18 protein-coding genes are annotated in these 18,601 nt (G+C 62.0%); 9 read left to right on the forward strand and 9 right to left on the reverse strand.

Annotation, left to right across the window (positions count from 1 at the left end; all coding sequences use genetic code 11):
* Positions 1 to 62: 62 nt before the first annotated feature.
* Together L0U81_RS17295 and L0U81_RS17300 are read left to right on the forward strand one after the other, a co-directional pair.
* Positions 63 to 2,012 (forward strand): putative bifunctional diguanylate cyclase/phosphodiesterase, encoded by a 1,950-nt coding sequence (locus tag L0U81_RS17295; RefSeq protein WP_233804773.1) that lies wholly within the window; start codon positions 63 to 65, stop codon positions 2,010 to 2,012.
* A 29-nt stretch (positions 2,013 to 2,041) separates the two neighbouring features.
* On the forward strand, positions 2,042 to 2,461 hold the full coding sequence (locus tag L0U81_RS17300) for a hypothetical protein (RefSeq protein ID WP_233804774.1): 420 nt from the start codon (positions 2,042 to 2,044) through the stop codon (positions 2,459 to 2,461).
* A 206-nt stretch (positions 2,462 to 2,667) separates the two neighbouring features.
* On the opposite strand, the gene L0U81_RS17305 is transcribed toward L0U81_RS17300, so the two are convergent.
* Positions 2,668 to 3,693 carry a dienelactone hydrolase family protein gene (locus L0U81_RS17305; RefSeq protein ID WP_233807797.1) on the reverse strand — a complete coding sequence of 342 codons (1,026 nt, stop codon included), beginning with the start codon at positions 3,691 to 3,693 and terminating at the stop codon, positions 2,668 to 2,670.
* Positions 3,694 to 4,185: 492 nt separating this feature from the next.
* Here L0U81_RS17305 and L0U81_RS17310 point away from each other — a divergent pair, with 492 nt between their 5' ends.
* From L0U81_RS17310 to L0U81_RS17320, 3 genes are all read left to right on the forward strand, one after another.
* The gene (locus tag L0U81_RS17310; protein ID WP_233804775.1) at positions 4,186 to 4,434 is read left to right on the forward strand and encodes a hypothetical protein; all 249 of its coding nucleotides are present in this window, start codon (positions 4,186 to 4,188) and stop codon (positions 4,432 to 4,434) included.
* Complete coding sequence (locus L0U81_RS17315; RefSeq protein ID WP_233804776.1) at positions 4,394 to 6,100, forward strand: purple acid phosphatase family protein; 1,707 nt, start codon at positions 4,394 to 4,396, stop codon at positions 6,098 to 6,100. Before L0U81_RS17310 ends, L0U81_RS17315 begins: the two co-directional genes overlap by 41 nt.
* A gap of 201 nt (positions 6,101 to 6,301) precedes the next feature.
* Positions 6,302 to 6,742 (forward strand): hypothetical protein, encoded by a 441-nt coding sequence (locus tag L0U81_RS17320; protein ID WP_233804777.1) that lies wholly within the window; start codon positions 6,302 to 6,304, stop codon positions 6,740 to 6,742.
* A 66-nt stretch (positions 6,743 to 6,808) separates the two neighbouring features.
* On the opposite strand, the gene L0U81_RS17325 is transcribed toward L0U81_RS17320, so the two are convergent.
* Positions 6,809 to 7,960 (reverse strand): peptidyl-alpha-hydroxyglycine alpha-amidating lyase family protein, encoded by a 1,152-nt coding sequence (locus L0U81_RS17325; RefSeq protein WP_326489836.1) that lies wholly within the window; start codon positions 7,958 to 7,960, stop codon positions 6,809 to 6,811.
* A 171-nt stretch (positions 7,961 to 8,131) separates the two neighbouring features.
* Between L0U81_RS17325 and L0U81_RS17330 the strand changes: the two genes are divergently transcribed.
* Complete coding sequence (locus tag L0U81_RS17330; protein WP_233804779.1) at positions 8,132 to 8,425, forward strand: DUF1330 domain-containing protein; 294 nt, start codon at positions 8,132 to 8,134, stop codon at positions 8,423 to 8,425.
* A 55-nt stretch (positions 8,426 to 8,480) separates the two neighbouring features.
* On the opposite strand, the gene L0U81_RS17335 is transcribed toward L0U81_RS17330, so the two are convergent.
* The 3 genes from L0U81_RS17335 to L0U81_RS17345 all read right to left on the reverse strand — a co-directional run bounded on the left by L0U81_RS17335 (position 8,481) and on the right by L0U81_RS17345 (position 11,626).
* On the reverse strand, positions 8,481 to 9,332 hold the full coding sequence (locus tag L0U81_RS17335; protein ID WP_233804780.1) for a carbohydrate ABC transporter permease: 852 nt from the start codon (positions 9,330 to 9,332) through the stop codon (positions 8,481 to 8,483).
* Positions 9,329 to 10,219 (reverse strand): carbohydrate ABC transporter permease, encoded by an 891-nt coding sequence (locus L0U81_RS17340; protein WP_233804781.1) that lies wholly within the window; start codon positions 10,217 to 10,219, stop codon positions 9,329 to 9,331. The genes L0U81_RS17335 and L0U81_RS17340 overlap by 4 nt, the downstream gene beginning before the upstream one ends.
* 174 nt (positions 10,220 to 10,393) lie before the next feature.
* Positions 10,394 to 11,626, reverse strand: a complete 1,233-nt coding sequence (locus L0U81_RS17345; protein ID WP_233804782.1) for an ABC transporter substrate-binding protein — start codon at positions 11,624 to 11,626, stop codon at positions 10,394 to 10,396.
* A 319-nt stretch (positions 11,627 to 11,945) separates the two neighbouring features.
* Here L0U81_RS17345 and L0U81_RS17350 point away from each other — a divergent pair, with 319 nt between their 5' ends.
* From L0U81_RS17350 to L0U81_RS17360, 3 genes are all read left to right on the forward strand, one after another.
* Complete coding sequence (locus tag L0U81_RS17350; protein ID WP_233807799.1) at positions 11,946 to 12,719, forward strand: SDR family oxidoreductase; 774 nt, start codon at positions 11,946 to 11,948, stop codon at positions 12,717 to 12,719.
* 62 nt (positions 12,720 to 12,781) lie between these two features.
* The gene (locus L0U81_RS17355) at positions 12,782 to 13,864 is read left to right on the forward strand and encodes an ABC transporter ATP-binding protein (protein ID WP_233804783.1); all 1,083 of its coding nucleotides are present in this window, start codon (positions 12,782 to 12,784) and stop codon (positions 13,862 to 13,864) included.
* Positions 13,865 to 13,959: 95 nt separating this feature from the next.
* Positions 13,960 to 14,823, forward strand: a complete 864-nt coding sequence (locus L0U81_RS17360) for a MurR/RpiR family transcriptional regulator (RefSeq protein WP_233804784.1) — start codon at positions 13,960 to 13,962, stop codon at positions 14,821 to 14,823.
* Between the two features lie 50 nt (positions 14,824 to 14,873).
* Here the strand turns inward: L0U81_RS17360 and L0U81_RS17365 are convergent, their stop codons facing one another.
* The 4 genes from L0U81_RS17365 to L0U81_RS17380 all read right to left on the reverse strand — a co-directional run bounded on the left by L0U81_RS17365 (position 14,874) and on the right by L0U81_RS17380 (position 18,091).
* A complete protein-coding gene (locus L0U81_RS17365) occupies positions 14,874 to 15,518 on the reverse strand; it encodes a trimeric intracellular cation channel family protein (protein WP_233804785.1) in 645 nt (214 codons plus the stop codon).
* A gap of 147 nt (positions 15,519 to 15,665) precedes the next feature.
* A complete protein-coding gene (locus L0U81_RS17370; RefSeq protein WP_233804786.1) occupies positions 15,666 to 16,193 on the reverse strand; it encodes a GNAT family N-acetyltransferase in 528 nt (175 codons plus the stop codon).
* Positions 16,190 to 16,777 carry a helix-turn-helix domain-containing protein gene (locus L0U81_RS17375; protein WP_233804787.1) on the reverse strand — a complete coding sequence of 196 codons (588 nt, stop codon included), beginning with the start codon at positions 16,775 to 16,777 and terminating at the stop codon, positions 16,190 to 16,192. Before L0U81_RS17375 ends, L0U81_RS17370 begins: the two co-directional genes overlap by 4 nt.
* A 135-nt stretch (positions 16,778 to 16,912) precedes the next feature.
* The gene (locus tag L0U81_RS17380; RefSeq protein ID WP_233804788.1) at positions 16,913 to 18,091 is read right to left on the reverse strand and encodes a M23 family metallopeptidase; all 1,179 of its coding nucleotides are present in this window, start codon (positions 18,089 to 18,091) and stop codon (positions 16,913 to 16,915) included.
* Between the last annotated feature and the right edge of the window lie 510 nt (positions 18,092 to 18,601).

Below are 18,601 nucleotides of genomic sequence, written 5' to 3' on the forward strand. Positions count from 1 at the left end.
CGTTGCACGATCCATCCATTCGCATGCCGATTGGAACCCACTAACCGTCAAATGCGCAGGTCATGGCTTTTACAGAACCCAGGTCTCCATTTTTCAAGTGGGTCGTGTCCTCCTCGCAGAACCTGAGCCCGGAAAACCGGCAGATTCTGCTGGCCAATCTGTTTACACGAACCGCCTCGATCATTTTCGCGTCGATCTGCGAAATCAGCGTTTGCGCGACCGCCTACTACCTTTATCCGATTCCGCTGTATGCCGCGTGGGGCATCGCGGTCGTCGCCTTGCTGATGGCGCGGCTTATGCTGATCTGGATATGCCGCACGCGTGCGGCGCAGCGGTTGCCCACGCCGACTTCCGCGTTTCTTTTCGCGAGTCTCTTGTGGAGCATGCTATTTGGATTCGGCACATTGCTTTGCAATATCAGCGGAAATCCCACACTTTTTCTGCTCGGAAACGTTTGCGCGGTCGGTGTGATCGGCGGATTGGCGGGACGCAATGCGGGCACGCCGCGGCTCGCGTTAATGCAGATGGTCTTTATTCTCGGCTTGCTGAGTATCGGCGCGGCGATGTCGCCTGGCAACGGCAAGCTCGTGCTGCTATTTCAGGTACCGTTTTGCGCGGCCGGTTTTTTCACGGTTGCGCTGCGCAGTCATCGCGACACCGTCGCGTTGCTGCTCGCGCGTGAAAACAGTCATCGTCTGGCTCGCCAGGACAGCCTGACCGGCTTGCCGAATCGCGCGCGTATCAGCGAGCTATTGCTCGAACGCACGGGCAAGAGTTCGACGCATCAGGATCAGTCGTTCGCGGTGCTGCTGATCGACCTTGATGGCTTCAAGGCGATCAACGACAGTCTCGGCCATGCCGCCGGCGACCAGATTCTCCAGGAAGCGGCGACCCGTTTGCGGGATCTGCTGCCGAGCGGCGATCAGGTTGGGCGGCTGGCGGGCGACGAGTTCGTCGCGATCTCGGACGGCGCCGGGCAGCTTCGCGACGTGCGCGTGCTGGCCGATCGCATCGTCAGAACGCTGGCGCGGCCGTTCGTGCTGAGCGAAGCGCTCGTGCATATCGGCGCGAGCGTCGGCATCGCGCTCTATCCCGAGCATGCAAAAACGGGCCAGCAATTGCTGATCTGCGCGGATCGTGCGTTGTATAGCGTCAAGCGCAGCGGCAAAAGCGCGTTCGCGATTTTCGATGCTGAAAAGCACGCGTCCGATGAAAGCCTGAGCCTGCTGCGCAGCGATCTGGAAGGCGCGCTGAAGTCGTTCAACGGTTTGCGCATGGAGTATCAGCCGATCATCGATCTGAATACGGGTGCGGTGGCGGGGCGCGAGGCGTTGATTCGCTGGACGCATCCGACGCGCGGCGAGTTGCCGCCGTCCGCGTTCATTCCGACCGCCGAGCGCACCGGCCTGATCCTGGCATTGGGAGAATGGGCACTATTGCAATCGTGCGCGGAGGCGGTGACCTGGCGCGACAAGGTGATCGTTGCCGTCAACGTATCGCCGGTGCAGTTGCGCGAGGATTCGTTCGCATCGACGGTGACGGCGATACTCCGGAAAACGAGGCTTCCGCCGACGCGGCTCAATCTCGAGGTCACGGAAACGGTACTGTTGAACGACGACGAAGTGACCCGCCGCAATATCACCAGGTTGCGCGCATTGGGCATCGGGCTCGCGCTCGACGATTTCGGCACCGGCTTTTCGACGATGTCGACGCTCGTGCGCTTCTCGTTCGACAAGCTGAAGATCGACAGCTCGTTCGTCCGCGAGTCCGTGCATGGGCGCGAATCGGCGGCTGTGGTGCGGGGCATCGTCGCGCTCGCGCGTGAGATCGGCATGCCGACCACGGCCGAGGGCATCGAAACCCAGGAGCAGCTCAATTTCGTGCGCGTATGCGGTTGCACGCATGCGCAGGGTTTTCTGCTCGGCAAGCCGATGTGCAGCGGAGAAATCGAGCGCAGCGAAGCGGTGCTCGACGCGCGTGTCGCCGACAAGGCCGAGCCCGCGGACCTCTGATATCCGTTACCGACATGATCGAGGTGGTAATGCCGTCTCCCCTGCAATTCCAGCTGCGAATCACCGCATCGGCGGAACTGGCGACCTCGCTGCGCTCGGACCCTTCGTGCGCGGCGCATCCGGCGCTTCGCGCCATTCTGCAAACGCATCACGCAATGCTCAAATGCCAGTTCGATGCGTTCGCAGACTATGTCAGCGAAGCGGAAAGAATGGGCACCGAGAACTACCCGCTTTATCAATGGACCCGGCAGACGATCGAGAACCCGGAGAAGAAAGCAAAGTACCTTCAATCGTTCACGCTCTATGTGAATGGCGACGAAGTTTATGACAAGGACGTCGCCGATCCATTGGAGGCCGGCTTGTCGAAGCTGATCGACACGAACGGCATTCTTCGCGTTTCGAGGTACGACACGAATCCGGCGAACAATCCGCAGCCGCCTGCGCGGTAGTCGCAGCAAGCGCTTGAATTTCAGTCCGAAAGCTTCATGGATGGGGTCTTTGAGCGCCTTCTTATCTACGCGCATCTGGCGTTGCCGTTTCCAGTGCAGGTCTTCGCTCGGGCTCTCGACTGCATCAATCGGGCACTAGAGGTTCTTTTTACTATTTCGGAACGCGCCATACAGTTTAGCGAGAGCTTCCACACCCGGCGTCGAAGTCACGGAGAATGAACAGGTTTGAGCGTTGCTGCAACAAACTCGGCAACCGCCTTCCTCGCCTCGGTGGCTGCCTTCTCGTTATATGCAAGGGTGGCGCCGCGTTGGACGCAAGGGTCGTTGTACGAGAAAGGCTGTCTGGTGGCGGTGTTGTAAAGCTGCCCGTTTTCCCCTTCCTGCCACTGGCACTTCAGCGTCGCCTGCGCTTGTGGAAGTACCAGAGGGGTTTTATATGCCCGCCCATCAAAGAGGTGCCCCGCCCCTTGATATTCAATAAGCTGCACGTCCTTTCCTTTTGCCTTCAATCTCTGGATATATGTGCGGCACGCCTCGATGGGGACGTAGTCATCCGCGGTTCCCTGAAATACCCGGACCGGTTGCGCTGATATGTCATCGTCGTCTCTGTATGAATAGTTGCACGGCGGATAGAAAGCGACGTAGGCAGCAAAGCGGGCCTCTGACGGCAAGAGGTGCGCCTTCTGAAACCGCATCATGCTAGCGTAGAGGGCGCTCTGAGCGCCTCTGGAGAAGCCCATCAGCATCACGCGGCTGGAGTCGATTCGCGGATGCTTCGCCAGCAGCGCGAGGGCGCGGTAGGCATCCTCCGTCTGCGCGAGTCGACCAAGCTGGGACTGGTCATTATTCATGTTGATGATGCCGCGACTCGTGAAGCTGTCAACGACGAACGTCGCAACGCCCATCGAGAGAAATTCCTGCTCCCAATCGAGGACAAGGCCACACGGACCGCATGACCCGTGAAGCAGAATGACAAGCGGGAATCGTTCGTTACCAGCACGTGGCAGGCGCAATTCACCCGCGATAGTCACCGGCTTACCGTCTTCGTGTCCGGTCAGGAACTCCTGGTCCGTCAGGGTCAATGATTCAAACGGAATGACTTCCATCTTGGCCACTTGCGCTTCTACGTCTGCAGACAGTGCTGAGGCCAGCATGCAAAAAGCGAGAAGAGCTCGCCGAAACCAGGGGCTGGACCATCCGGGCGTGGTCATGGCAGATTCCTCGATAATCACCGGCAAAGCAGGGCTCTCCGTACAACAAAACGGATGCATTGAAACATCGACCGGGAAATGGGAACTGGTAATGCAGGACGGATTTTCTTCTGCTAACTATTGTGTACCTGGCAACCAGTCAACACCGGATTAGGAGTTACACAAATATCGGATAACGACTACGATTTTCGCGAAGAAGAGTAGTCGCCTGAGTCTGCCAAAGCCCCACTGCCGATCGCGCTTACCATGCCAGAGCCGACACGCTCTTGACGTATGCGGCGGCGACAGACAACAAGCCTCTACGACGGAAATTGTTGTAAGCATAGTTTCGATTTGGCTACACGATGCCTTCGAATCCCATTCGGAATCCGCCAACATTTCGCAGGCGTAAGCCATTTCAAGGCTGAAACGTCACACGGCTTGGGTCATTGTGAAATCGGTCAATAGATTGGCTCTTTGGCACGAGTCCGGCAGACTTAATTGCTCCCCGACAGGCTCAGTTGCGTTCTTTCAATGCGCGCGATTGAATCGCACGCATGCAACCGGCATTTTGTTCTTATCAGCGTTTCGAATTCGACCATCTCCCCTCTTTGTTCGCTCGAAGTTTTCATCGGGCTGTCATCGCCGTCCGGCTACGATCGTTCGTCATTTTCCGTCCGCGCCGGCGCCGCGGGGCAATGTTTTGCGCGGGCGTTCTTCCACCTGAACAACCATACCGGACATGTCGAACAGAAAAATCGTCAAGGCGACGCCCGCCGATGAACACGGCGCATCCATCGTTTCGCGTCGCGGGTTTCTGAAGTTCGCCGGCGTATCGGGTCTCGCGACGGCGGCGGGCGCACTCGCATCGGCCGCGCGCGGCGCGGCGAGCGGCGCACCCGATGGCACACCCGAACAGATTCACCTGACCTGGGGTAGCGACCCGACCAGCGAAGTCACGGTGTCGTGGTCGTCGCTCGCGCCCGCGGTCAATCCGCAGGTTCGCATGAGCGGCACCGACGGTGCCGAGCGCGCGAAGCAGACGGTTCACGCGGTTCAGGGCACATACACCGACGGCATCAACGGCGAGGTCGTGTTCAACTATCACGCGCGCGTGCGCGACCTGAAAGCCGACACGAGCTACCAGTACGAAGTGACGGCCGACAACGACAGCAACGCGTCGCAGCCCTTCACCGCGAGTTTTCGCACCGCACCGCGCGGCCGCGCGCCATTTCGCTGGACCAGCTATGGCGATCTCGCGACCCCGAATACGAAGTGGGTGCTGTCGTCGCCGCAAAGCCGCTTCGCCGTGCAGGCGGTCGAGCGCTTTCAGCCGCTGTTTCATCTGTTGAACGGCGACTTGTGCTATGCGAATCTGAACCCGATGCACCAGCCCGATGTGTGGCGCGACTTCGGCAACAACATCCAGACGTCGGCGTCGAACCGGCCGTGGATGCCGTGTCCCGGCAATCACGAGCTCGAATTCAACAACGGTGAGCAGGGGCTCGCGTCGTATCTGTCGCGCTACGTGCTGCCCGATAATCACACGCGTTTTCCGGGCCGCTGGTACAGCTTTCGCGTCGGCTCGGTGCTGTTCGTTTCGCTCGATGCGGACGACGTCGTCTATCAGGATGCCGCCGCGTTCGTCGCCGGCCCCGCGCCGCTGACGCCGGTCGCAAGTACCGGCAATCCGCCCATTCCGGCGGGCACGTCTCTATACGTGCGCGGCTATAGCAATGGTGAGCAGACGCGCTGGCTCGAACAGGTGCTGCAACATGCGTCGCACGATCACGACGTGGACTGGATCATCGTGCAGATGCATCAGGACGCGCTCAGTTCATCGAAGACCGGCAACGGTTCCGACAAGGGTATTCGCGAAGCGTGGCTCCCGCTGTTCGATCGCTACGGCGTGGATCTCGTGCTGTGCGGTCACGATCACGACTACGAGCGCAGCTATCCGGTGCGCGGCTGCAATCACAACAAGGGCGCCGACATCGCGACGGGACGCCCGGTCGATACGTTGCAGCCTAAGCCGATCATGTCGGCGGTATCGGCGGGCGCATCGACGTTCGATACGAGCCACGGCACGATTCACCTGATTCTCGGTGGCGGCGGCACGAGCGCGCCGCTCGACGTGTATGGCGTCGATACCGGCACCGGTCTGCCGCAGGCGCGCATTTTCACGAAACCGAATCGCCCGGTGCCGTCGACGACCGCGGGTACATTCGTGCGCGCGAGCGCCGATGCGGTCGAAGACGCGATCTGGTCTGCGCAACGCGACACCGGCACCGGCTACGGTATCGCGGTGTTCGATTACGATCCAGGACAGCCGGGTGGCGACACTACGATCACGATGAACTACTACCATGCGCCGGGCGCGGATCAGACACCGACACCGGACTATGAGCTGTTCGAGACGATCGAGTTGAAGAAGAAGCGGCGCGGGTAAAGCGGTAGTTATTTTTCTCGAACGTCTCCATACCACCGAGGGCCGCTCATCGCGAGCGGCCCTTGTGCTTGTGCGCTCACCGCAAGAGCAACCACGCATTCATTTTGTTACACGTCTTACTGCCACAGACCGTCGTGGTTACAAAGACCCTTCGGAAGCCCCGCTATACTCGGCGCCGTCTCACTAAAACAAAGACCCGATATGTCGAAGAAAATCATCCAGATGGTTGCCGTGGCGGCATTGAGCGCCGCGGCGTCGTTGCCGGCACTCGCCGGCGATATGAACAACGCGCTCGGCGGCGCGCTCGGTGGTGTGGCCGGCGCGGCAGTCGGCGGCGCGGTGGGCGGCAGCACCGGCGCGGTGATCGGTGGCGCAGTGGGCGGCGGTGCGGGTGGCGCGGTCACGTCGAATCGCCGCGAACGTACCGGCGCGATCATCGGCGGCGCGCTTGGTGGCGGAGCGGGCACCGCGGCCGGCAATGCGATGGGCGGCCGCACCGGTGGCCTCGTCGGCGCGGCGCTCGGCGGTGGCGCGGGCTCGGCGCTCGGCGGCAACATCTCGCGCTCGAACTCGTACGCCAACGACTACTCGCGCGGCTACCATTCGGACAGGCACCACCACAAGCATCGTCACTACGACTGATACGGCCTGGCATCGGCGGGGCCGGTCCGCATCCGCATCACAGGCGAATGCGGCGGCCCTTGTCCATCACGCATGCAGAACCAGTTTCTGAATACGCCAGTTCAGCAACTCGGCAACAAATAATACGTTCTCCGAAGGACACGCCATCTCGTGGATCCAGCCGAACTGTTTCGGCTGTTTGCCCGCTTTGCCGAGTACGCCGAGCACTTTGCCGTCGAGCGTCATCTTGTAGATGCGGCCCGGAAACGCGTCGGCGCAATAGAGCACCTGCTTCGGTCCCGGCGAAATGCAGATCGCCCACGGCGAGCCCGGCGCGAGCGTGCCCGCCGCGAGGTCCGCTTCGCTCGGCATGTTGCCGATTGCGGGACGCGCGTCCGGCGGCACCGGCACGTCGATCGTGAACTGGCGCAGGAACGTGCCCTCGGTATCGAACACCTGGATGCGCCGGTTGCTGCGATCCGCCACATACACATGGTCGTTCGCGTCGACCGCGATGCTATGCGGCGTATGAAACTGCCCCGGACCCGTGCCGCGATCTCCCCATGACTTCAACCAGTTGCCGTCGCGATCGACCTTCGCGACGCGCGAATTGATATAGCCGTCACTGATATACGTGTTGCCCGCCTTGTCCCACGCGACGTCGGTCACCTGACGAAAGCGTCCGGGCTCGGATGGCAGCGGCGGATTCAGATGCTTGAGCGGCGCAGTCTCTTCGTCCGACGCATCCTGCTTGCGGCCAAACACCATCGCGACGCGTCCTTCCGGCGTGAACTTGATCACCATGTCGGAGCCTTTGTCGGTGACCCAGATGTTGTCGTGCCGGTCCACCTTCACCGCGTGCGCGAACGACCACGCATACAGGTTGTGGCCGATCTCGCGCACGAAGCGTCCGTCGGGTGCGAACTCGAGCAGTTGCGCGGCAGCCGCGCCGTATGCGGGCCCGGTTGAGTTGCCGCGCGAAAGCACGAAGATGTGGCCATGCGAATTGAGCGCGACGCCAGAGCATTCACCGAAGTACATGCCGTTGGGCAAACGTACGGGATTGGGAATCGAGTCATAAGCAATCGCGGGCACGGTAGGTGTATCCGCCGCGAACGTGGACGGCATCGCGAGCCCGGCGGCGCTGCCCGCCAGCAGGCTCATGAAAGTCCGGCGGCTCATGGCCCGATGCTCGGGACTGCCACAGCACGCACACAACGACTCGTATCGTTCGCCCATTCGTCGTCTCCTTGAATAGTCCGTCACCTGAAATGTGCAGAAGCAATCCTAGTGCACAAAACGTTCAATAGCGAACCACGCGAAGACCTGCGCCTCTTTGCTACTATGTAAGACCGCGACTGGTTTGGTCCGCTTTTGTCCCGCATGGTCCCATCACACAAGGAGATTCGAATGAGCAAAGGTTATTGGGTGTCGTCGTACCGCAAGACAAACGACCCGCAGAAACTGGCTGCCTACGCGCAACTGGCTCCGGCCGCGGTGGCGGCTGCGGGCGGCAAGTTCCTCGTTCGCGGCGTGGCGGACGAGACGCGCGAGCAGGGCGTGAAGGAGCGCACGGTCGTGATCGAGTTCCCGACGTACGAGCAGGCCGTCGCCGCTTACGAAAGCGAGGCGTACAAGGAGGCGCTGGCCGCGTTGGGCGATGGCGTCGAGCGCGATCTGCGCATCGTGCGCGGCACCGACTAAAGCGCGACCCGCATACGAACACTGCGCGGCGCGGCCGCGCAGCATCGATGGCAACTCACTTCACCGCCCCCAGCGCGAGCCCCTTCACCATATAGCGCTGCAACCACGCAAACACGATCGAAACCGGCAACGTCGCGCCCAACGTCGCGGCCATCACCAGATGCCATTCGACCACGTACTTGCCCGCCACCATATCGGTCACCTGCACCGTCAGCGTCTTGTTCTCCGGCGAGCGGATCAGCGTATAGACGACCGCGAACTCGTTCCACGCGTTGATGAACGTGAAGATCGCGGTCACGACGATCGCCGGCACCGCGAGCGGCAGAAATACCTTGAACACCGCGCGTGTGCGGCTGCAGCCTTCGAGCCACGCGGATTCCTCGAGATCCTGCGGCACGGTCTGAAAGTACGACGACAGCATCCACACCGCGAACGCGATATTGAACGCTGCGTAAGACACGATCACGCCGATCCTCGAATCGACCAGGTTGCCGTCGCCCCACGGAATCATCGCCGCGAGCCGGAACAGGCCGACCACGAGCAGGATCGGTGACAACATCTGCGTGACGAGCAGGAACTGCCGATACAGGCCGCGTCCGCGAAACGGAAAGCGCGCGAGCGCGTAAGCGGCAGGCAGGCTCACCGCGAGTGCGAGCGCGGTGGACAGAAAGCTGATGATCGTGCTGTTACGCAGCGCAACACCGAAGTTGGCCGCGTCCCACATGTCGACGAAGTTGCGCCACTGCCACTGCACCGGCAGCCAGCGCGCCGGGTAGACGAAGATCTCCGAGGCCGGCTTGACCGCGGTGAAGAACATCACCGCGAACGGAAACAGTATGACGATCACGAGCGGCGTCAGCGCGAGCCAGCACCACAGCGAGCGTTTGGTCTTCGCGCTCAGACTCATGCCGGCACTCCTTCTTTCGCGCGTTGCAGACGCAGATAAGCGATCGAGAACACGAACAGCATCACGAGCATGATCAGCGAAACCGCGGCCGCTTCGCCGGGGCGTCCGAGCCGGAAGCCGAGTTCGTACAGATAGGTGACGAGAATGTGCGTGCTGTTGTCGGGGCCGCCTTGCGTCATCACCCAGATGATCGGAAACGAGTTGAACACGTAGATCACGTTCAGCAGGATCGCCATGTTGATGAACGGGCGCAACAGCGGCATCGTCAATTGACGGAACTGCTGCCAGGCGCTCGCGCCGTCGATGCGCGCCGCTTCGTAGATATCGCCCGGCACCGAAGAGAGGCCACCGAGAAAGATCGTCACCGTGAACGGAATCGACACCAGAATGCCGACTGCGATTTCGACGGGGAACGCGAATTCGGGCGTGGCGAGCCAATGAATCGGCCCCCCGATCAGGCCGAGCCGCTGCAGCGTGACGTTGACCATGCCGTAGTCGTCGTTGAAGGCCCAGCGCCAGACGACGGCGGTCATCGTCAGCGAGACGGACCACGGCAGCATCACGATCGTGCGCGCGATGCCGCGACCGTGAAAGTCCTGATTCAGAATCAGCGCGACAGGCACTGAGATCAGCACCGTGCCGCCCACCACGCACACGGTCCAGATGATCGTGCGGCGTACGGATGCGAGAAACACCGGGTCCTGGAACACGGTGATGAAGTTCTGTACACCGGTGAAATCGCGGATCGCACCGAAGCGCGACACCTCGTGCAGCGATTGCCACACGATGTTAAAAATCGGATAGCTGATGATGAACAGCGCGAGCACGAGGCTCGGCGCGATCAGCAACCACGGCGCGTGCGCGCGCGGAGAAACGGAACGGCTCATGCGTGCTTGATCGTAAGACGTGTCCGCCTTCAAACGACGGACGCGACGGAATGGGCCGGGAGAGTGCATCGTGCTGTGTCGGGTCGATGGGCCGGTGGCGCGGCGGAGCGCGTGACGTCGTCGTAACGGCGCCGCGCGTTTCCTGTTCAACTCTTTACTGCCAAAAGTCGCGTATCAGTGACCGAGCGACTTGTTCGCCTGCGCAGCCGCAGTCTTCAACGCGTCAGCCGGTTGCGCCTTGCTCAGGTAGACCGCCTGCATCGAATCGGTCACGGCCTTCGCGGTGTCTTCCCAGCCGGTCACGGTCGGTGCGAAGTGAGCCGTGGGCAGCAGCGCGATGAATGCCTTGACGTCCGGATCGTTGAACGCCGGGTCCGCCGCTTCGGCCTTCGTGGTCGGCAGGAAGCCTTCAGTCGTCGTGAACTCGACGCGCGGTTCCTTCGTGAACAGATAGTCGAGGAACTTCCACGCGGTCTTCTTCACCTTCGAGTTCTTGAACATCACGATCGAGTCGGTGACCGCGTAGGTGGCGTGCGTCGTGCCCATCGGTACCGGATCGATGCCGTACTTCAGGTTCGGCGCTTCCTTCTTGATCTGCTTGGCGAGGAACGGCGCGGAGATCACCATCGCGACGCGGCCCTGCTTGAACAGGTTCTGCACGTCTTCGCGGCTATAGCCGGTGACGCCCGGTTGCGTGAGCCCTTGGTCGATCATCTGCTTGTACATCGTCGCGGCCTTCACGCCCGCCGGCGAATCGAACGCGGCCTTGCCGTCCTTGCCGACCACGTCGCCGCCCATCGTCCACAGCGCGTAGTAATAGTAGACGTCGGTTTCGATTTCCTTGCCTTGCAGACCGAAGCCGGCGATGCCTTGCGCCTTCAGCTTCTTCGATGCATCGATCACGTCGTTCCAGGTCTTCGGGCCGTCGGGGTAGCCGACCTTCGCGAGCATGTCCTTGTTGTAATACAGCGCGCGCGCGGAAGCGGCGATCGGCAGGCCGTAGGTCTTGCCGCCGATCTGGCCGGGAGCCAGGAACGGGCCGATGAAGCGGGCCTTGAAGTTCGCGTCCATATAGCCGTCGAGCGGCTCGGCGACGTCGTCCTTCACGAAGTCGAGGAGCCAGCGCGTGCCGACGATCGCGAGGTCCGCGTTGGCGCCGCCTGAGATGTCCGTTTGCAGCTTCTGTTGCAACGTGTCCCAGTTCACGTCTTCGATCTTGATGGTCGTGCCGGGGTTGGCCTTCTCGAAGTTGCGGGCCATTTTCTCGAAGTACGGCGCGGTCGCGTCGCTGTAGTGCGCGACCGTCACGCGGACCGTTTCGGCGTGGGCCGAGACGGCGATACCTGCAAACGCGAGCGCCACGGCGACTTTGCCTAGCGCGAGGGAAGCACGGGCATGCAACGACATTTTTCTCTCTCCTGTGGGTGGTTTGCTGCCGTCGCCGGCCGCCATGGGTAAATTGTTTGAAAAAATCCTACATGACGCAAAATAGCTTGTCACGTAGGGTCTACGATATTTTTTCTCGGGCCGTTTTGTGCATAAGATGCCGTAAAGCATGGGGTATTCTGCACTACGCGATGATATGGAAACCCACTCTTCGGGATAACCCGGCAGCCGTCGCCGGTTGTCCATGTAAGAAATTTACAGCGTGACGGGCGGAGCAGGCCGGGTGGCGGAAGGCGACGGCAACACGGCTGAATCGGCCGGGCGAACGAGCGAGGATCACATGGATCGTGTCGTGTTGGTAACGGGCGCATGCGGCGGTATCGGCCGCGTGTTATGCGAGCGCTTCGTCGGGGAGGGCGATACGGTGCTCGCACTCGACATCGACGCTGCCGCACTGCGATCGCTGGGCGCGCAACTCGGCGCGGACAAGGTCGTGTCGGTCGCGGTCGATCTCGGCGACGCCACCGCAGTGCAGCAAGCGGTGGCCGCGGCGGTCGCCGGGCGCGGGCCGGTCGACGTGCTGGTTGCGAATGCGGGCGCGGCGCTCGGCGCGTCGCTCGCGACCACCGACGCCGCGAGCTGGCAGCGCGACATCCATCTGAATCTGAACGGCACGTATCACACGGTCGAGGCGGTGCGCGCGTCGATGATCGAACGGCAGCACGGTGTGCTCGTGCTGATCGGTTCGGTGAACGGTCTCGCCGCGCTCGGTCATCCCGCGTATAGCGCGGCGAAGGCGGGCCTTATCAGCTATACGAAGGCGCTCGCGCTCGAGCTGGGTCGCTACGGCATTCGCGCGAACATCGTGTGTCCGGGCACCGTGAAAACGCAGGCGTGGAAGGCGCGTGTCGACAAGAATCCGCAGGTGTTCGAGGAACTGAAGAAGTGGTACCCGTTGCGCGACTTCGCGACGCCTGAGGACATCGCCGACGCGGTGCTGTTCCTCGCGTCGCCGCAAGCGCGCGTGATCACCGGCGTTGCGTTGCCGGTCGACGGCGGCTTGATGGCGGGCAACCGCCTGATGGCGCAGGAGCTGACGCTCGAGTCGTTCTGAGACGCGCGGCGCGTGCGATACGACACCCGCAATACAACACGAAGCAAGACGATGAGGACAGCATGGCAGCAGTGCAACTGAGCGGCATCTTCAAACGCTATGGCGACACCCAGGTCGTGCACGGCATCGATCTCCACATCGACGACGGCGAGTTCGTCGTGCTGGTCGGTCCGTCTGGCTGCGGCAAGAGCACGCTGATGCGGATGGTGGCCGGGCTCGAGGAAATCAGCGGCGGCGATCTGATGATCGGCGGCACGCGCGCGAATACGCTCGCGCCGCAGCAGCGCAACATCTCGATGGTGTTCCAGAGCTACGCGCTGTATCCGCATCTGTCGGTGTACGACAACATTGCGTTCGGCCCGAGAATTCGCAAGGAGTCCTCGGCAAAATTCAAGCCGCGCATCGACGCTGCCGCGAAGATGCTCAATCTCAGCGGCTATCTGGACCGTTTGCCGCGCGCGCTGTCGGGCGGCCAGCGGCAACGCGTCGCGATGGGCCGCGCGGTGGTGCGCGAGCCGTCGTTGTTCCTGTTCGACGAGCCGCTGTCGAATCTCGACGCGAAGCTGCGCGTGCAGATGCGCACCGAAATCAAGGCGCTGCATCAGCGTCTGAAGAACACGGTGATCTACGTCACGCACGATCAGATCGAAGCGATGACGATGGCCGATCGAATCGTCGTGATGAACGCGGGGCGTATCGAGCAGATCGGCCGGCCGCTCGAACTGTACGATCGTCCGGCGAATCTGTTCGTTGCGAGCTTCCTCGGCTCGCCGTCGATGAATTTCGTCGAGGGCGTGATCGTCAATCGCACGCAGGGCCAAGGCCTCGCGTTGAAACTCGCGGACGGCACCGAGGTCGCGCTCGAAGGCGCGCCCGCGTCGGCCGTGGTCGGTGCGAAGGTCACGCTGGGCGTGCGGCCCGAGCACATCGAGATCACGACGCAGATACCGGATGCCGCGCTCGACGTCGAAGTGATCGAGCCGACTGGCGCCGAGACGCACTTGTACGGGAAAATAGGCGCCGCCGACTGGTGCGTGACCACGCGCGAGCGCTCGAAGATCGAGCCCGGTCAGCGTGTCGCGCTGCGACTGCCGGCCGAACACATCCATCTGTTCGATACGGAGAGTGGACGCAGGCTGGTCTGAACCGCGCGCCGCTTGAACGTGAATCAAGCCGATTCGAGCCGGAGGAGCGGCGAGCGACGCGGATCCACATGTAAACAGACCCTAAGGAATACCGGGTGTCCGCACCGAACTTGATTCCCCACATCCGCAGCGCACTCGCAAGTCTGCGGCCCGCCGAGCGCAAGGTCGCCGACATGGTACTCGCCGACGTCGACTTCGCGATGCGCGCGAGCATCACCGAACTCGCGCAGCGCGCCGACGTGTCCGAGCCTTCCGTCACGCGTTTTTGCCGCGCGATCGGTGCGCACGGTCTGCGCGACTTCAAGATGCAGCTCGCGCAGAGCGTCGCGGGCGGGCTGCCGTATGCGTCGACCGCGGTCGCGCGCGGCGACGACGTGCAGACCTTGATGGACAAGGTCGGCGAAGCGGCAATCGACGGCATCACGCATGCGCGCGGCGCGCTCGATCCGGCCGTGGTCGAGAGTGCGATCGCGGCGCTTGCGAGTGCCCGGCGCGTGTTTTTCTTCGGTGTGGGTTCGGGCTCGGGGCTCGTCGCGCAGGACGCGGCGCTGCGCTTTTTGCGCATCGACATCGCGGCGGCAGCGTTTACCGACGGTCATTTGCAACGTCTTTACGCGGGCCTCATGGAGCCCGGGGACGTCGCGTTTGCCATCTCGCATTCGGGACGTAGCGTCGAAGTGAACGAGAGCATCCAGATCGCGAAGGAGCGCGGCGCGACGACGATCGCGCTGACCAACGTCGGCTCGCGGCTCGCATGGCTCGTCGATATTCCGCTGCTGCTGCGCGTGGCGAGCCCGATCGATCCGAACACGCCGGGCGTGTCGAGGCTTGTGCATCTGTGCATCATGGACGCGCTTGCGATCGGCGTCGCGCTGAAGGCCGGGCCCGAGACGCTGGAAAAGATGCGGCATGCGAAGGCGCGGCTCGTGCCGCATGAGCCGGAAGGGGCGGGCGGGTAGACAGGCCGCGGCTGATTTCGCAAAGCGCAAGCTGAAGCGCGCAGGGCCCGTTATGAATTGTCGCGCGTGTCGGCCGAGTGTCTGCCCTGGAAGACCGGCAGCCGCCAGCGGTAGCGCAGCGACGCGAGCCGCACCATCACGCACGCGAGCGTTGCGACCCACGGCGTCCACCAGGCCGTCCAGCCCGCATAGGAAAAGCCCACTTGCACCGCCGCGCCGAACAGCGCGGCCGATGCATAGATCTCGCGCTCGAGAATCGCGGGCACGCGCGAGAGCACGACGTCGCGCATCACGCCCCCGCCCACCGCACTGACGATGCCGAGCAGAATCGCGAGCTCGGCATTGTGGCCATACACGAGCGTTTTCTGCGCGCCCGACACCGCGAACAGGCCCAGTCCGATCGCATCGAAGAACAGCACCGGCTGACGCAGCCGGCGCACCTGCGGATACGCGAGAATCGTCACCGCCGACGCGGCGAGCGCGGTGGCCAGATAGCGCCAGTTCGACAGCCCCGCGGGCGGGATCGCGCCGATGCACAGGTCGCGCACGATGCCGCCGCCGCACGCGACCATGAAGGCGATCACGACGATGCCGAACAGGTCGAGCCGTCGCTGACGCGCGGCCACGGCGCCGCTGATCGCGAACACGAAGGTACCGATCAGATCGAGAATGGTATAGACGGCGTGTGAATTCACTGAGTGGTTTCGTGTTGGTCGAGCCAGGTGCCGGCGGCGCACAGCATAGCCCCGCTATCGACCGTCATACCCTGTGCCGGTACGCAGGCATTATAGGCAAGTAGTTGAAATGTTCAGCTACCTGGATGGAGCGCACTTCCTGTTCAATCAAAGCTGTTTGCAATAGAACGTCGTTCCGCAGAACGCGCCGTCAGGCATCAGCGCGTAGTTCGGTACGCTGCCCACGCGTTGCCAGCCGGCGCGCTGATAGAGCCGCTCGGCCTCGCCGCCGGTCACGGTGTCGAGCACCAGAACCGACTTTTTCTCTGCCTGCGCGATCCGATCGATCTCACGCATCAACGCATGACCGACACCGCGCCTGCGTGCTTTCCTATGCACGAGCATCTTCGCGACATCCGCGCGATGCGGTTGATTTTCGGGCTGCGTGGTAATCAACTGCACGGTGCCGACGATATCGCCACTGCGATCTTCGGCGATCAGCAATGCGCGCTCGCCGCGTGCCACGCTTTGCGCGACCTTGCCCCAGAACGCGAGCGCGGTGTCACGCGAGATCGGCAGCATGAAGCTGACCGACGCTCCGCCTTCCACGCAGTCGATCAACACGTCGGCGAGCGCCTCGGCGCAGGCCGCCGCTTCATTCGCACCAACAAGCCGTATGGTCACGTTATCGCTCATCCGTTTCTCCGTTCGTTGATGGGTGCCGTGCACAGCGCAACGAGATAACGCGCGCGTTTGCGAGTGGGGTTGCGGAACACGATCGGGCTATCGAGCCGCATCGCCAGGCAGTCGCCTGTCTTGAGTCGCCAACTGGTGTCGCCGACCGTGATTTCCATCGAGCCGTCGAGCATCCACACCTGTTGATGAATGTCTGCGTCACGTGCGCCGGTTTCGTAACTGACGCGCTGGCCCGCGGGGAAGTTGACCTCCACCAACTGGATCGCCGAGCGCGCGGTCGGCGACAGGTGACGCCGCACATAACCGGAGTTCGGATCGGTCCACACCGCCTGCTCGGCCGCGCGACTGACCGGTGACGGTTCGGCAGCAGGCGCGCCATCCTGCTCGAATAGCGACGCGAGGGGCACGTTCAACGCGGTCGCGAGTTTGTCGAGCACGGTTGCGGTGGGACTGCTTTGCCCACGTTCGATCAGCGAGATATTCGAGCGGCTGACTTTGCTGCGCTCGGCCAGTGCATCCAGCGACCAGCCTTGCGCGTCGCGCAGTTCCCGGATGCGGCGTGCGATCAGGGCATTGATGTCCATGTGTTCCAGTTTAAGAGATACTGTGTCCAGTAAACTAGAGGCTGATTTTTTTGTTGTCAATACCGAGGCAAGAGGCCCGCGCGCGGCACGGGTCAACGCCTACGGCCTACATCAAGGCGCGCATGGCCGTGTGCCTCAAACCAGCGATCCCTGCAGGTTTGCGCGGGGATTCGGTGTGACTTCAGCATTCGACGCCATCCTGACCGCCGGAGTATCGACGGGCAACGCCGCGAGCTTTTCGCGCAGGGGGCTTGTCATGCTCTCGAACGCGATCCGCTGACTGGTCGTGAGCGGCGAAGCGCCGGTTCGGCTTGTCAACGTGAGCGGATCGATCGGTTGATCACGCTCACGCACCTCGAAATGCAGGTGGGGCCCCGTGGCCGTGCCGGTACTGCCTACCGCGCCGAGCGATTGTCGTTCAGTCACCGACGTGCCGACGCGCAGATTGCGGGCAAAGGCCGACAGGTGCGCGTAGTGCGTCGTATAGCCTCGCGGATGACTGAGCACGACGATGTTGCCGTATCCGGGTTTGAAGCCAACGAACCGCACGGTTCCTGCTGCGGCCGCGACGACAGGTGTCCCCTTCGATGCGGCAAAGTCCACGCCCGTGTGCATGTGATACTTGCCTTTGACTGGATGGGTTCGGTAACCGAATGGCGAACTGACCCGAACGTAGTCGAGAGGCATCGTAAATGGCTTGGCGGAAAGCCGCTGTCCACTGAATGAGTAGTAGTCTCCGTTGGTGTGCCCCGGCGCGATAAACCACACGGCCTCGTAGACCTCGCCGCCTGACCGGAGTTGGACGGCCGTCAGGCGCATGCGCTGTGTGGTCGTATCGTCGCGTCCGTAGAGAACCTGGTAGGTGTCGCCCTTCTTCGCTGGCGCTGCGAGGTCGAGCCCAGGGGCAAAAATACGCGCGATTTGTTCCTGTACATCCACCGGCACGCTGGCTCGCACCAGCGTGTCGCGCAACGTGCCTTCGATCCGCCCCGCGTAAGAAACACTATCGGCCTCCGGCATGACAAGCGACGCAGCGTCAGATAGCTGAGTTTCTCTGGCTTCGCTAACAGACCCGTCGACAACCGGAACAGTCACTTCAAGGTCCGGCGGCGATTGGGTTGCGCTCGATGTGTTCAGCCGACTGGCGATGTCCGATTCCACGACCCAATCCGACGTGCCCAGCACCGCAACGATGCCGCATAGCAGAACGACACGTGCTGAAGACTTGAATCGGCCATTCGCCAAATGACCCACATTGGAGGAAATGGCGTGAGCGCTGGAGCAGGTATGACGTAGATAGGGAAAGCGCATCATTGCAATACCTCGCAGTCGGAATAAAGGGGCTGCAGGCATGAATGACATTGCTTGAAACACAGCAGAAACCCAATAGACAGAGGGTTACACGTTCGCGCTACACAACCCGGTAAGAGGAGCCTTTAGTCTATGAATCGCGGCTACCCCCGAATATCGGGGGAATCCGATTTTTGAGATGAGTTCGGTGTAAGCAAGGGCGATTGCACCCTATATGCCAGCCCCGAATTCCAGCGCGAGCTGACCTCGTATGGCATGCGCTGCTTGATGAGGTGCAAGGGCAGTTGTTGGGATAACGCGCCGCCGCAAAGGCCCATGCTTGGGGTGCAGCGAAGCGGTCCACATCGCACGTACATTTTTCCGCACCCGCGAATATGAATAAAAATTCGGATAGAAATTGCCGATTCGGTATGCGAATTTAATTCGTCAACTTTCAATTAGCTTGTGTCGGAAAAGCCTTACGCCTCATTACGCATAAAATTACATGTATTAGTAGAAGTACTGATGCTGTAG

The organism is Paraburkholderia sp. HP33-1, from assembly GCF_021390595.1.
Taxonomy (GTDB): domain Bacteria; phylum Pseudomonadota; class Gammaproteobacteria; order Burkholderiales; family Burkholderiaceae; genus Paraburkholderia.